This is a genomic window from Nocardioides sp. NPDC006303, assembly GCF_040613175.1.
In the GTDB taxonomy this organism is placed as follows: domain Bacteria; phylum Actinomycetota; class Actinomycetes; order Propionibacteriales; family Nocardioidaceae; genus Nocardioides.
The window spans coordinates 11986-26254 of sequence record NZ_JBEXRR010000045.1 but is presented as its reverse complement, the minus strand read 5'-3'; the positions used below and the strand labels follow the sequence as shown (position 1 = coordinate 26254).

The following is a 14269-nucleotide window of genomic DNA, read 5'->3' as shown; positions in this document are numbered from 1 at the left end:
CTCAGCAACGACACGTCACCATCTCCTGTTCTCGTTCACCAGGACGGGGCGGAGCACGTCGTAGTCCTCGACGCAGCGGCCGGCGCCCATCGCGACCGAGGTCAGCGGGGACTCGGCGACGTGGACGGGCATGCCGGTCTCGTGGCGCAGGCGCTCGTCGAGCCCGCGCAGGAGAGCACCGCCGCCGGTCAGCACGATGCCGCGGTCCATGATGTCTCCGGCCAGCTCGGGCGGCGTCTGGTCGAGGGTGGAGCGGACCGCGTCGAAGATGTCGTGCAGCGGCTCCTCGATCGCCTTGCGCACCTCGGCGCTCGAGACGGTCACGGTGCGCGGCAGGCCACTGACCAAGTCGCGTCCCCTGATCTCGGCCTCGGGTTCGTTGGGCAGCGGCCAGACCGAGCCGAGGGTCATCTTGACCTCCTCGGCGGTGCGCTCGCCCAGGAGCAGCGCGTGCTCCTTCTTCAGCCAGGTCATGATCGCGTTGTCGAGCTGGTGGCCGGCGGTCCTGATCGACTGCGAGGTGACGATGCCGCCGAGGCTGATCACCGCGACCTCGGTGGTGCCGCCGCCGATGTCGACGACCATGTTGCCGGTCGGCAGGTGCACCGGGAGCCCGGCGCCGATCGCGGCCGCCATCGGCTCCTCGATGATGTTCACCATCCGGGCACCGGACTGGTAGCCGGCCTCCTTCACCGCGCGGATCTCGACCGCGGTGATCCCGGACGGGACGCAGATGACCATCCGCGGCTTGGCGAAGTAGCGGCGGCGGTGGACCTGATGGATGAAGTAGCGGAGCATCTGCTCGGTCGCCTCGAAGTCGGCGATCACGCCGTCCTTCAGCGGCCGCAGCGCGACGATGTCGTCAGGCGTACGTCCCAGCATCTTCTTGGCCTCATGGCCGACGGCGACCATCTCGCCGGTGTTCTTGTTGAGCGCGACCACACTCGGCTCATCGACAAGGACACCCTTGCCGCGGACGTAGACGAGTGTGTTTGCGGTGCCGAGGTCCACCGCCATGTCACGTCCAATGATGCTCGCCATGCGTCCTCGCGTTCCCGGGGCGCCGCGTCGGGGATCTGTGCTGCAGGATGCGGGCCTCCCGACGAGGCTACGAAGGTCCGAGCCTCAATCCGGAGAGGCTCGCCGAAACCGCAACGATACGGGGTACGTCCGCGGCGTCGAACCAGGGGATGCCTGTGCTCACCGGGTGCTGCGGAACGGCTCACGGAGGCCCGCGAAAGCGGCCTCCAGGGCAAATCAGAGATCGCGCCGGTAGAGGTACCGGCGCGATCTCGGGTCAGGCTGTTTCGCTGGTCTCAGGCGCCGAACCAGAGCTTGATCTCGCGGTCTGCCGACTCGGGTGAGTCGGAGCCGTGGACGAGGTTCTCGCGGTTGGAGAGCGAGAGGTCGCCGCGGATGGTGCCCGGGGCGGCCTTGCGGCCGTCGGTGGCACCGTTGAGCGCGCGGACGACCTCGATCGCCTCGTCGCCCTCGAGGACGGCGGCGACGAGCGGGCCGGAGGTGACGAAGTCACGCAGCGGCGGGTACCACGGCTGCTCGACGTGCTCGGCGTAGTGCTCGTCGGCCATGCCCGCGTCGATGGTGCGGTGCTCCAGTTTCACGATCGAGAGGCCCTTGGCCTCGTAGCGGGACAGGATCTCCCCCACCAGGCCCCGGCGGACGGCGTCGGGCTTCAGGATCACGAACGTGCGCTGCGTCATGGGGCCGAGCGTATCGGGGAGGGCCGGTCGGGGCACGTTCGGGCCGGTCGCCACTGTGCCCTTGTCGGCCATGTTGAAACCGTGTCGGTGGGATGCGGCAGGATGGCGCCCCGTGACGACAACCCCATCAGCTCCGACGCTCGCAGACTCGATGGCCGCCATCCCGGCCCGCATCGCCGAAGATCTCGGGGTGCGCCCGGCGCAGGTGACCGCAGCGGTCGCCCTGCTCGACGAGGGCTCGACGGTGCCGTTCATCGCGCGCTACCGCAAGGAGGTGACCGGCGGCCTCGACGACGCCCAGCTGCGTACGTTGGAGGAGCGCCTCGGCTACCTGCGCGACCTGGAGGAGCGGCGTGCCGCCGTGCTCGCCGAGATCGCGAAGCAGGACAAGCTCACCCCCGAGCTGCAGGCATCGATCCTCGCCGCCGACACCAAGGCGCGGCTGGAGGACATCTACCTGCCGTTCAAGCCGAAGCGTCGGACCAAGGCGATGATCGCCCGCGAGAACGGGCTCGAGCCGCTGGCCGACGGTCTGCTCGGCGACCCGTCGCAGGACCCGACCGTGGTGGCCGAGGGCTTCCTCGGCGAGAACGTCCCCGACGTGAAGGCCGCGCTCGACGGCGCTCGCGCGATCCTGGTCGAGCGGTTCGGCGAGGACGCCGACCTGATCGGCACGCTGCGGGAGCGGATGTGGAAGCAGGGTCGCCTGGTGACCCGTGTCCGCGAGGGCCGCGAGAACGACCCGGCGGCGGCGAAGTTCTCCGACTACTTCGAGTTCTCGGAGGCGTACGCGTCACTGCCGTCGCACCGCACCCTTGCCGTCCTGCGCGCGGAGAAGGAGGAGGTTCTCGACGTCACCCTCTCCCCCTATGCGGAGGAGCCGGAGCCGGGCGAGGTGACCGACTACGAGCGCTCGATCGCTGCTCGTTTCGGGATCGTCGACTCCGGCCGTCCGGCAGACAAGTGGCTGGCCGAGACGGTGCGGTGGGCGTGGCGTACGCGAATCCTCTTCCGCCTCGAGCTCGACATGCGCACCCGGATCCGCACCGCTGCCGAGGGGGCCGCGATCGCGGTCTTCGCCGACAACCTGCGCGACCTGCTGCTGGCCGCGCCGGCCGGAACGCGGGCCACGATGGGCCTCGACCCCGGCATCCGGACGGGCGTGAAGGTGGCCGTCGTGGACGCGACCGGGAAGGTGGTCGACACCTCGACGGTCTACCCGCACGAGCCGCGGCGCGACTGGGACGGATCGCTGGCGACCCTGGCGAAGCTGGCGAAGAAGCACTCCGTCGACCTGATCGCGATCGGCAACGGCACCGCCTCGCGCGAGACCGACAAGCTCGCCGCTGACCTGCTCAAGCTGCTGCCGGACCTGAAGATGACCAAGGTGATGGTCTCCGAGGCCGGCGCCTCGGTCTACTCCGCCTCGGCCTACGCCTCCGCCGAGCTTCCCGACCTCGACGTGTCGATCCGTGGGGCGGTGTCGATCGCGCGCCGTCTCCAGGACCCGCTGGCCGAGCTGGTGAAGATCGAGCCGAAGTCGATCGGCGTCGGGCAGTACCAGCACGACCTGCCCGAATACGGCCTCTCCAAGTCCCTGGACGCCGTCGTCGAGGACTGCGTGAACGGCGTCGGCGTCGACCTCAACACCGCCTCGGCTCCCCTGCTGCGCCGGGTCTCGGGGATCACCGAGTCGCTCGCCTCGGCGATCGTCGCGCACCGCGACTCCAACGGCCCCTTCCGCACCCGCCGCGAGCTCACCAAGGTGGCGCGCCTCGGTCCGAAGGCGTTCGAGCAGGCGGCCGGGTTCCTCCGGATCCGCGGCGGCGACGACCCGCTCGACATGTCCGGCGTGCACCCGGAGGCCTATCCGGTGGTCAACCGGATCCTGGACAAGGCATCGGCGGACATCGGGTCGCTGATCGGCAACACCTCTGCGCTGAAGTCGCTGAAGCCGTCGGAGTTCGTCGACGAGAAGTTCGGCCTGCCGACGGTCACCGACATCCTCGCCGAGCTCGAGAAGCCCGGACGCGACCCGCGTCCGGAGTTCCGCACGGCGACCTTCTCCGAGTCCGTGCACGTGATCGCCGACCTGCGTCCCGGCATGGTCCTGGAGGGCACCGTCACCAACGTGGCCGCCTTCGGCGCCTTCGTCGACATCGGCGTCCACCAGGACGGCCTGGTCCACATCTCCGCGATGTCGGACAAGTTCGTCGAGGACCCGCGCGACGTGGTCCGCTCCGGTGACGTGGTGCGCGTCAAGGTCCAGGAGGTCGACGAGGCCCGCAAGCGGATCTCGCTCACACTCCGGCTCAACGACGACGCGCCGGCGGGTGCTCCCGCCAAGGGCGAGTCCGGCGACCGCTCTGGTCGCCCCGGCAGTCAGCGGGGTCAGGGCAAGGGTGGGCCCAAGGGCGGCGGCAAGAGCGGCGGGGGGCGGCCCAGTGGCAACCGTGGCGGCCAGGGAGGACAGGGCGGTGGGCGCGGCTCCTCCGCCCCGGCCAACAGCGCCATGGCCGACGCGCTGCGGCGCGCCGGGCTCAGCTGAGCGTCGCCTGTTCCTTCGTCAAGGTATGCAGGTCAAGGGTCACATCCCCAGCGGACTTCCGCACGGGATGTGACCCTTCGGCTACATACCTTGACGAAGGTTCAGCTCGGCGGCGCGGCGTACGACATCCTCCGGCGCCGACCCGGTCGCGTCCTCGGCGGTGACCGGTGCGCCGGCGACGCGGTGGATCGGGATGACCCCCGCCCAGGTGCCGGACTCGATGTCGTCGGGGTCGTCGACCGGCCCCTCGGCGCGCGCCTTCATCGACGCCTCGGCGAGCGGGAGGGCGAGTACGGCGGTCGCGGCGAGCTCCTTGCGGGTGGCCGGACGCAGGGTGTCCCAGCGGCCGGGGATCATCTGGTCGACGACCAGGGCGAGGGCGCGTTCACGCTCCTCCGGGTCCTCGACCAGGCGTGCGCGGCCGATGACTACGGCCGAGCGGTAGTTCATGGAGTGGTGGAACCCGCTCCGCGCCGCGACCAGGCCGTCGAGCTCGGTGATCGTGACGCACACGTCGCGCTCCAGAGCCCGCGCGAGCCAGCCGGCGGCCACAGAGCCGTGCAGGTAGAGCGACCCGCCCGCGTCCGGGCCGTCGAGATCGAAGCCGTACGCGGTGGGCAGGACGACCGGGTGGGCGTCCTCGCCCGACCCGACGGTGACGCCCAGGTGGGCGATGAGGGCCTCGCCGAGGAAGGTGTGCAGGCGCTCGCGGTCGGGGACGGCGCGGTTCTTCCCGCGGCTGACCCGGGTGCGTGGGGTGGGTGACAACGTCGTGCTCATGGCACCATCCTGGTAGCGAAGTGGCCTGCACGCACGGGCCAATTCAGACCCACTCCGACAGGCCATTCGACCGATGCTTCCCGTAACCCTCGACCGTACCTCCAGCGAGCCGCTCCCCGCCCAGCTCGCCGGCCAGGTCCGCGCCCTGGTCCTCTCCGGCACCCTCGGGACCGGCGACCGACTGCCCTCGAGCCGTGCGCTCGCGGCGGACCTGGGCGTCTCGCGCGCTGTGACCGAGCAGGCCTACGACCAGCTCACCGCCGAGGGCTGGCTCGAGGCACGCCGCGGATCCGGGACGTACGTCACCGCGACCCGCACCCCGACCACCGCGGCGCCGCAGGTGACGTCTCGGCCGACGTCTCCGCGCTTCGCGCGGTCACTCCCTCGCTCGGCGCGAACGGACGAGCAAGCTCGCCGCTCGACCTCGCTCCGGTCGTCTCGGCCGACCGGGGTGACCTCTCGGCTGGATACGGGGACGCCGTTCTTCGACCCGCGGCTGGAGCCGGGGTGGCGGCGGGCGTGGCGGGAGGTCTCGGTCGCCACTCCCCCGCCTGGCTACGACGATCCGCGGGGGCTGCTGGAGCTGCGTGAGGCGCTGGCGGCGAGGCTCGGACGCACCCGCGGCCTGGAGCTCCATCCGGACGAGATCATCGTGACCGCGGGCACCACCGACGGGCTCCGCGCGCTGCTTCCCGAGCTGCGCCCCGGGCCGGTGGCGGTGGAGGATCCGGGATACCGGGCCGCGGCCGAGACGGTGCTCACCTACGGCCGCGAGGTCATCGACCTGCCCGCCGTGGAGACGGTGGGCGACCTGGGTGATGCGGTAGCTGCGTACGTCACTCCGGCGCATCAGCACCCCCTGGGACGCGTCATGCCGGCGGCCGACCGGCTGGCCCTCCTCGAAGCCGCCCGACGGGCGGACGCGGTGGTGATCGAGGACGACTACGACTCCGAGTTCCGCTACGACGTCGCACCCGTGCCCGCGATGGCGAAGCTGGACCGCGGCCGGGTGGTCTATCTCGGCACCGCGGCGAAGTCGGTGATCCCGACGCTTCGTCTCGGCTGGCTGGTCGCGCCGCCCGACCTGCACGAGCTCATCCTGCGCCGCCGCACCATCACCCACGCCGGCGCCGCCTGGCCCTCCCAGCGCGCACTGCTGACGCTGCTTCGCGACGGCTGGCTCGACAGGGCCGTACGCTCCGCCCGACGCGTCTACGCCGAGCGCGCCCCGAGGGTGGCCGAGGCGATGAGCCCGTACGCCACGCTCGCCGGCCCGCTCGCCGGGATGTACTCCACCTGGCTGCTGCCCGAGACGGATGCGCGCAGAGCCCGCGACGCCGCCCGAGCCGCCGGCTTCGAGATCAACCTGCTCTCCACCTACGCCCGCTCCAGCGGCTTGACCGGCCTGGTGATCGGCTTCGGCGGCGTGACCGACGCGGAGCTCGATCAGGCGCTCGCAGCGCTCACCGGGGCCCTCGCGCGCTAGCGTCCGGGTGCGTCGTCCTCGATCAGGTCGAACAGGTTCTCGAGGCTGTCCGGGTCGTCCTCGCCACCGCCGACGGCCCACCCGGAGCTGGTACGCCGCAGCTGCGCGCCCACGAGCCGGCACGACTCCCCGGCCTTGTGCGCGTAGTGCGCCGTACGCGTCCGCGGCCGCCGCAGCACCAGCGCGTTCCCGCACGCCGGGCACAGTGCCCAGTCGGTCGCGGTCTCGTCGTCGGTCGCCATCTGAAGCTCGTCGCGCTCCTCCACGGCAGCCAACCTACCTGGGCTCGGCCTCTTCCCCGGCGCTTTCCTCAGCGCTTTCCTCGGCGTCTTCCTCGGCGGCGATCCGGTCGAACGCCTCGAAGGCCGCGGCCCGTTCGCTCTCGATCTTGCGACCGAGGATGTCGGCCATGCCCCACAGGACCGCGAAGATCACGCCGACGACGAACATGATCGAGATCAGGAAGCCCATCCCGATCGCGACGACCTGCAGCGCCCAGCCGAGCCAGTAGGCCCACGGGCGGCGCAGCATTCCGGCCACCAGGATGCAGGCCACGAAGAATCCGAGGCCCAGCGGGAGCGCCAGCCCGGCGGAGACCCCGCCGATCGAGATCATCACGGGTGCGGCCAGCGCGACCGCGAGTCCCTCCATCGAGATGATCGCGGCGCACATCCCGCGCCGCGGCGACTTCTCCCGCTCACTCGCCATCTGCGTCCGCCTCCAGATATGCCTCCAGCTCGGGGTCGGCGGTCGGTACGACCCGGGCGGTCGCAGCCGACCGGGCGGCCGGGCCGCGGGAGCCCAGCAGCGTACGCGCCTCTCCGGCGGTGACCACGGAGCCGGTCACCAGCACCGCGCCCTCGGAGATCGAGCCGCCGCCGGAGGACTCCGAGAGGCCGATCGCGGCGTCGATGGCGTCGGCGAGACGCGGGACCACCGAGACCCGTTCCTCGCCGTAGAGATCGACGGCGATCTTGGCGAGCTCGATCGCGGGAAGGGCTCGCTCGGTGGAGTTCTGGGTGACGACGAGATGCTCGAGCACGGGCTCGAAGACGGCGAGCAGACCCTCGACGTCCTTGTCGCCCATCACCCCGATGACACCGACGACACCGGAGAACGAGAAGGAGTCCTCGAGCGCGGCGACCGTAGCCTCGGCACCGGCCGGGTTGTGGGCGGCGTCGAGCAGGACCGTCGGGGACGACCGCATGATCTCCAGCCGCGCCGGCGAGTCGACCTTGGCGAACGCGTCGCGCACGAGCTCGTCGGCCAGGACGGTGTCTCCCAGGAACGCCTCGACCGCGGCCAACGCGGTCGCCGCGTTCTGCGCCTGGTGGGCGCCGTAGAGGGGCAGGAAGAGGTCCTCGTACTCGCCCCGCAGCCCGCGCAGAGTGAGGATCTGTCCGCCCACCGCCGGGGTGCGGGAGACGACCCCGAAGTCGGTGCCCTCCCAGAGCAGCCGGGCGCCGACCTCCGCCGCGTGCTGGTCCAGCACCGCGGCGACCTCGACGGACTGCTCGGCGATCACGGCGACCGCGTCCGGCTTGATGATCCCGGCCTTCTCGCGCGCGATGGCGACCGGGGTGTCACCGAGATACTTCGCGTGGTCGACCGCGATCGGGGTCACCACCGCGACATCGGCGTTCGCGACGTTGGTCGCGTCCCAGCCACCGCCCAGCCCGACCTCGACCACGGCCACGTCGACCGGGGCCTCGGCGAACTTGGCGTAGGCCACCCCGACCATCGACTCGAAGAACGACAGCGGGTGCGGCTGGTCGTCGTCGACCATGCCGAGGTAGTGGGCGACGTCGTTGAACGCGGCCACGAACTCGTCGTCGGTCAGGGGCTCGCCGTCGATCGAGATCCGCTCGTTGATCCGCTCCACGTGGGGCGAGGTGAACCGCCCCACGCGCAGGTCGAGGGACCGCAGCAGCGTGTCGATCATCCGGGAGGTGGAGGTCTTGCCGTTGGTGCCGGTCAGCTGGATGATCCGGAACGCGTCCTGCGGATCACCGAGGATCTCGAGCAGGGCGCGGATCCGGTCCAGGGAGGGCTCGAGCCGGGTCTCGGGCCAGCGCGACTGCAGCGCTTCCCAGACCTCCTCGATCGTGGCCGCCAGACGCGGCGCGGGAGTCTCACTCATCAGGTCGAGTCTATGGTGTGCGCGCTTCCCAGCGAATTGCCAGACCCGCTACCCTCCCACTCATCTCGGACTGAACCCCATCCCCCCACAAGGTCCACCATTCATGCGTACGCTCCGGGCCGCTCTCGCGGTCTCGTTCCTGGCCGTTGCCTACGTCCTGGCTGCCTTCGCCCTGGTCGGTCAGCAGATGGCCCCACGGCGACGCACCAGGGCCTCGAGCGACCCCGGCGGGCTCGTCCTCACCGAGCAGGAACAGCCCGGGCTGTGGGCTGAGGTCCGCGCGCTGGCGGCCACCGCCGGGACCCGCGCCCCCGACGAGATCCGGCTGGTGCCGGAGGTCAACGCGGCGGTCAGCGAGGAGACCAGCCTGCTCGGGCTCAGGACCGGGACCCGGCGCATGTTCCTCGGCGTACCTCTCCTCCAGGGCCTCTCCCGCAACCAGCTCCACGCGGTGCTCGCTCACGAGCTCGGCCATCACAGCACCAGCCACACCCGGCTCGGCGCCCTCATCCACCGGAGCCGGCTGGCGATCGCCGAGGTCGCCGCGGGCCTATCCAACCCGCTGGTGAAGCGGCCGTTCCGGACGTACGCCCGTCTCTTCTTCTCCCTGACCCGCCCGCTCGCTCGCGACCATGAGATCGATGCCGACCGGCTCAGCGCGACGGTCGCCGGGCCACGGACCGCGGCCACCACGCTGCGCACCCTCCCCGCGCTCGACGCCGCCTGGCACATCTATCTGGAGCAGTACGTCGAGGCCGGCACCCACTACGGCCTGCGGCCCACGCGCTTCTTCGACAACTTCACCAACCTGATGAGCGACCCCGAGCGGCTCGAGGAGCTGGCCAGGATCAGCTCGGCGCCACCCGAGGCGAAGACGTCGGCCTACGACTCCCACCCACCGCTGTCGGAGCGGATCGAGCGGCTGGAGTCGATGGCCGCGTCGGACGAGGCGGACAAGACGGACAAGTCAGGCAACGCCGCCAGCATCCTGCGCTACCCGTCCCAGAACTTCCTGGCCCTCGAGGACAAGACGTTCGCCGGCTCGGGTCTGACGCCGGCGCCGATGGCCGAGATCGTGAGCGTCGCCGGCGCCCGTGCCGCGGCGATCAACGCCGAGACGCTCCTGAACGCGATGCAGGAGAACCAGATCGTGCCGGCCACCGTCCGCGGCGCCCTCGACCTGATCGCCTCCGGCAACCTCGACACGCTCCTGGACCTGGTCGACACCGAGTCCACGACTCCCGAAGCGGCTGGCAACCAGGCTGACGAGGCTGACGAGGCGAAACGGAAGGTCATCGCCCGGCTCCTCGGCGCCGCCATCGCCCATGAGCTGGTCGGCGAGGACAAGGCGCGCTACGAGCTCAGCTGGGCCGGTCCGTGGCGGCTGGTCGACATCGCCGGCCAGGAGGTCGACCCCGAGGAGCTCGCCTACGAGGCCCTCGGCTCCCCCGGCTACGCCGCCGCGCTGCGCGCCTGGGTGCACCAGCTCGACGCGCAGGTCGACGCCGAGACGCAGGCTGGCCCTGACGCCGAGACGCCGGCCCCGACGCCACCCGACGGCTACATCGGCGCCTTGGCTCCGATCTCCGGCGACGGCTTCCGTACGCTCCTGGTGACCGAAACGGGCCTGATGCTCCTCAAGCCCACCGGCTCCGACCGCCTCGCCACCGGCCTGGCCTCGGTGACCTCCGGCTCGCCCGGCCGGAAGCTGATCCAGCGCGCCCTGGACAAGTCCCCCGCCGAGCTCGCCGCCGCGTCCAACGCCGCCTACGTCCCCTGGGACCAGATCCGCGCTCTCCACCTCAAGCAGAGCAGCACCGGCCGGCGCTCCGCCGACATCACCACCGCCACCGGCAAGGGCTGGTCCCTGCATTGGACCAACGCCGCCGAGGCAGAGGGCCACATCTGGCCCGCCGTCGACCATTACCTCGGCCGCCGCTTCACCGTCGACTGAGACGCCGAGTCGGCTCGTTCTAACGAGCAGACTCGGCGCTCAACTGACGATCGTGTGGTTGGCCATGTCGACGACGGGGCGGTAGCCGATCTTGGCGTAGACGTGGTTGGAGACGGGGTTGTCGGCGTCGGTGAACAGGCACAGCCGGGTGCCGTCGGCGCCGAGGAGGCGTGAGGCCTCGGCGGTCACCGCGGTGCCGTAGCCGTGACCCCGCTGCTCCTTCGGCGTGTAGACCGGCGCGATCCGGACCACGCCGTGCGCGGGCGGGGTCGCACCGACCAGGGACACGACCTCACCGTCGACCTCCCACAGCAGCAGGAACTCCTCGATCCGGCGCCGCACCTCGTCCTCGCCGACCGCAGCATGCTCGTGGGCGTAGGCCTTGTTCGAGGACTGCTCCCGGGCCGCGTGCCCGAAGTCGGCCAGCCACTCCCGGCACAGCTCCAGGTCGTCGTACGTCGCCGGGCGGGCGCGCCCGGGCACGCCGGACGGCATCACCAGCGTGCCGAGCTCGTGCAGACGGGACGCCATCGCGACGCTCACCCGCCCGCCCGCGAGCCGGGCGGTCTCCTCGGCCACCGTCCGGGCTGCCGGGAGCGCGCCGTTGGCCCCACCGGCGTACTCGCCCCGCGTGTGCAGAACGCGCGCCAGCTCGAGCGCCGCCGACTCGGGCATCGGGCAGACGTAGAGCGGGTACGGCTCGAAGTTGGCCGTCCGCATCGCCGCCCCGACGACCCGGTCACCCTCGCGAGCGACAGCGAACCAGCGGTACGGCCCCTCCTGCTCCATCCGGGTGGCCTTCTCCGCGTTGGTAGCGACCACGTTTGCGGTCACCGGCTCCGCGGCGAGGTAGTCCAACGCGTTGGCGAGGAACTCGGCTGGGTCGGTGAAGAAGTCGATGGTGCCCATGACCGAAGCATGGCGAGTGTGCAACGCCGGTCTCAACCGGTTTCGCGCCAGCCACCGCGCGCCCATAGGATTTGGTCCCATGACTGAGACCACGCCCACGCAGACCGCACCGGAGACGACTACGCCCGCTGAGCAGCGCGTAGTCGCCGTACCGGACAAGCCGGTCCTCGAGGGCCTGGAGGCCAAGTGGGCCGAGCTGTGGAAGAACGAGAAGACCTACGCCTTCGACCGCACCCAGCCGCGCGAGAACGTCTACTCGATCGACACCCCGCCGCCGACCGTCTCCGGCAGCCTGCACGTCGGCCACGTCTTCTCCTACACCCACCCCGACCTGATCGCCCGCTTCCAGCGGATGAACGGCAAGTCGGTCTTCTACCCGATCGGCTGGGACGACAACGGCCTGCCGACCGAGCGCCGGGTCCAGAACTACTTCGGCGTCCGCTGCGACCCGAGCCTGCCGTACGACCCCGACTTCACCCCGCCGGAGAAGCCGGACCCGAAGCGCCAGATCTCGATCAGCCGGCCCAACTTCGTCGAGCTGTGCAACCAGCTGGTCGTCGAGGACGAGAAGGTCTTCGAGGACCTGTGGCGCACCCTGGGTCTCTCCTTCGACTGGGACCAGCAGTACACGACCATCGGCAAGGTCTCCCAGACCGCCTCGCAGAAGGCGTTCCTGCGCAACCTCGCCCGCGGCGAGGCCTACCTGCAGGAGGCGCCGACCCTGTGGGACGTCACCTTCCAGACCGCCGTCGCCCAGGCCGAGCTGGAGGCGAAGGACTACCCCGGCTTCTTCCACCGCGTCGCGTTCCACCGCGCTGACGGCACCCCGGTCCACATCGAGACCACCCGCCCCGAGCTGATCCCCAGCGTCGTCGCGCTGATCGCGCACCCCGACGACGACCGCTACAAGGACCTGTTCGGCAGCACCGTCACCAGCCCGATCTTCGGCGTCGAGATCCCCGTCCTGCCTCACGAAGCCGCCGAGATGGACAAGGGCGCCGGCATCGCGATGTCCTGCACCTGGGGTGACCTCACCGACGTCCAGTGGTGGCGCGAGCTCAACCTTCCCGCCCGCGCCCTGATCGGCCGCGACGGCCGCTTCTCCCGCGAGACCCCGGAGTGGATCACCACCGAGGCCGGCGTCGCGGCGTACGAGGAGCTGAAGGGCAAGACCGTCCACTCGGCCCGCGAGGCCGTCGTCGCGATGATCCGCGAGTCCGGTGACCTCGACGGCGAGCCGAAGAAGACCCAGCGGATGGCCAACTTCTACGAGCGGGGCGACAAGCCGCTCGAGATCGTCGCCAGCCGGCAGTGGTACATCACCAACGGTGGGCGCAACCCCGAGCTGCGTGAGCAGCTGCTCTCCCGCGGCGGCGACCTGACCTGGCTGCCCGAGCACATGCGCCACCGCTACGACAACTGGGTCGGCGGCCTCAACGGCGACTGGCTGATCTCCCGCCAGCGCTTCTTCGGCATCCCGTTCCCGGTCTGGTACGCACTCGACGCCGAGGGCAACCCCGACTACGACAAGCCGCTGCTGCCGAGCGAGGACCAGCTCCCGATCGACCCGTCCACGGACGTCCCGGCCGGGTACGAGGAGGCGCAGCGCGGCAAGCCCGGCGGCTTCCAGGGCGACCCGGACGTCATGGACACCTGGGCGACCTCCTCACTGACCCCGCAGATCGCGGGCGGCTGGGAGGCCGACCCCGACCTGTTCAGCCGGGTCTACCCGATGGACCTGTGCACCCAGAGCCACGAGATCATCCGCACCTGGCTCTTCGGCCGCATCGTCCGCGCCCACCTCGAGGACGGCACCGTCCCGTGGAGCCACGCGATGATCGCCGGCTGGATCCTCGACCCCGACCGCAAGAAGATGTCGAAGTCGAAGGGCAACGTCGTCGTCCCGACCGAGATCCTCGAGAAGTTCGGCGCCGACGCGGTTCGCTGGCGTGCCGCACTGACCCGCCCGGGCATGGACTCGCCGTTCGACGAGACCCAGATGAAGGTCGGTCGCCGCCTGGCGATGAAGATCCTCAACGCCTCCAAGTTCGTCCTCGGCAACGTCGGCGCGACCACGCTGAACCCGGTCGCGATCACCCAGCCGGTCGACTGCGCGCTGATGGCCCGTCTCAAGGAGACGATCACCAAGGCGACCGACGCCTTCACGGCGTACGACTACTCCACGGCGCTGGAGGCCTCGGAGAAGTTCTTCTGGGAGTTCTGCGACGACTACCTCGAGCTGGTCAAGGAACGTGCCTACGACGAGGACGGCGGTCTCGCCACCGAGTCCGCGCGCGCGACCCTCGCCACTGCTCTCCACGTCCAGCTGCGCCTGCTGGCCCCCTTCCTTCCGTACGTCACCGAGGAGGTCTGGTCGTGGTGGCAGGCCGGTTCCATCCACACCTCCGCGTGGCCGCGTGAGCTCGAGCTCGGCACCGCTGCCGCAGCCGACCCGGCGGCGCTGGACGCCGTCGCGGCGACCCTGACCGGGATCCGCGGCGCGAAGTCGACCGCGAAGGTGAAGATGCGCCACCCGCTGGCCAAGGCCGAGGTCACCGGCCCCGCCAAGCTGGTCAAGGACGCGGAGGCCGCCGCGCCGGACCTCAAGCGGGTCGGCAACATCGTCGGCGACCTCTTCTTCACCGTGGACGAGAACGCCACCGAAATCTCCGTGAGCGCGGAGCTGGCTGAGGTTCCCGAGGAGGCCTGAGCCTCAGGTAGACGGAGCCCA

At 70.8% G+C, this 14269-nt stretch carries 11 protein-coding genes; 4 read left to right on the top strand and 7 right to left on the bottom strand.

From position 1 onward, the window contains the following. Positions 1-15 precede the first annotated feature (15 nt). Both ABZY89_RS25030 and ndk read right to left on the bottom strand, forming a co-directional pair. Positions 16-1041, bottom strand: coding sequence for a rod shape-determining protein (locus tag ABZY89_RS25030; RefSeq protein WP_160024659.1), 1026 nt, complete (start codon positions 1039-1041; stop codon positions 16-18). A gap of 275 nt (positions 1042-1316) precedes the next feature. Beyond that, a complete protein-coding gene (gene ndk / locus ABZY89_RS25025) occupies positions 1317-1721 on the bottom strand; it encodes a nucleoside-diphosphate kinase (protein WP_355231577.1) in 405 nt (134 codons plus the stop codon). 112 nt (positions 1722-1833) lie between these two features. On the opposite strand from ndk, the gene ABZY89_RS25020 reads away from it, so the two are divergent. Continuing rightward, positions 1834-4269, top strand: coding sequence for a Tex family protein (locus tag ABZY89_RS25020; protein ID WP_355231575.1), 2436 nt, complete (start codon positions 1834-1836; stop codon positions 4267-4269). An 81-nt stretch (positions 4270-4350) separates the two neighbouring features. On the opposite strand, the gene ABZY89_RS25015 is transcribed toward ABZY89_RS25020, so the two are convergent. Further along, positions 4351-5049 carry a pyridoxamine 5'-phosphate oxidase family protein gene (locus tag ABZY89_RS25015; protein WP_355231573.1) on the bottom strand — a complete coding sequence of 233 codons (699 nt, stop codon included), beginning with the start codon at positions 5047-5049 and terminating at the stop codon, positions 4351-4353. Positions 5050-5122: 73 nt separating this feature from the next. On the opposite strand from ABZY89_RS25015, the gene ABZY89_RS25010 reads away from it, so the two are divergent. Then, on the top strand, positions 5123-6535 hold the full coding sequence (locus ABZY89_RS25010) for a PLP-dependent aminotransferase family protein (RefSeq protein ID WP_355231571.1): 1413 nt from the start codon (positions 5123-5125) through the stop codon (positions 6533-6535). Here ABZY89_RS25010 and ABZY89_RS25005 read toward each other — a convergent pair. The 3 genes from ABZY89_RS25005 to ABZY89_RS24995 are packed head-to-tail and all read right to left on the bottom strand — an operon-like array spanning position 6532 to position 8675. Then, the gene (locus tag ABZY89_RS25005; protein ID WP_160024663.1) at positions 6532-6801 is read right to left on the bottom strand and encodes a competence protein CoiA family protein; all 270 of its coding nucleotides are present in this window, start codon (positions 6799-6801) and stop codon (positions 6532-6534) included. The two genes, ABZY89_RS25010 and ABZY89_RS25005, sit on opposite strands and share 4 nt — an antisense overlap. A gap of 10 nt (positions 6802-6811) precedes the next feature. Continuing rightward, positions 6812-7243 (bottom strand): DUF4233 domain-containing protein, encoded by a 432-nt coding sequence (locus ABZY89_RS25000; RefSeq protein ID WP_355231569.1) that lies wholly within the window; start codon positions 7241-7243, stop codon positions 6812-6814. Then, on the bottom strand, positions 7233-8675 hold the full coding sequence (locus ABZY89_RS24995) for a folylpolyglutamate synthase/dihydrofolate synthase family protein (protein ID WP_355231568.1): 1443 nt from the start codon (positions 8673-8675) through the stop codon (positions 7233-7235). Before ABZY89_RS24995 ends, ABZY89_RS25000 begins: the two co-directional genes overlap by 11 nt. Before the next feature lie 103 nt (positions 8676-8778). Here ABZY89_RS24995 and ABZY89_RS24990 point away from each other — a divergent pair, with 103 nt between their 5' ends. Continuing rightward, complete coding sequence (locus ABZY89_RS24990) at positions 8779-10629, top strand: M48 family metallopeptidase (RefSeq protein ID WP_355231566.1); 1851 nt, start codon at positions 8779-8781, stop codon at positions 10627-10629. Positions 10630-10668: 39 nt separating this feature from the next. Here the strand turns inward: ABZY89_RS24990 and ABZY89_RS24985 are convergent, their stop codons facing one another. Further along, positions 10669-11538 (bottom strand): GNAT family N-acetyltransferase, encoded by an 870-nt coding sequence (locus ABZY89_RS24985; protein WP_355231564.1) that lies wholly within the window; start codon positions 11536-11538, stop codon positions 10669-10671. A gap of 79 nt (positions 11539-11617) precedes the next feature. On the opposite strand from ABZY89_RS24985, the gene valS reads away from it, so the two are divergent. Beyond that, positions 11618-14248, top strand: a complete 2631-nt coding sequence (valS, locus tag ABZY89_RS24980) for a valine--tRNA ligase (protein WP_355231562.1) — start codon at positions 11618-11620, stop codon at positions 14246-14248. The last annotated feature ends 21 nt before the right edge of the window (positions 14249-14269 follow it).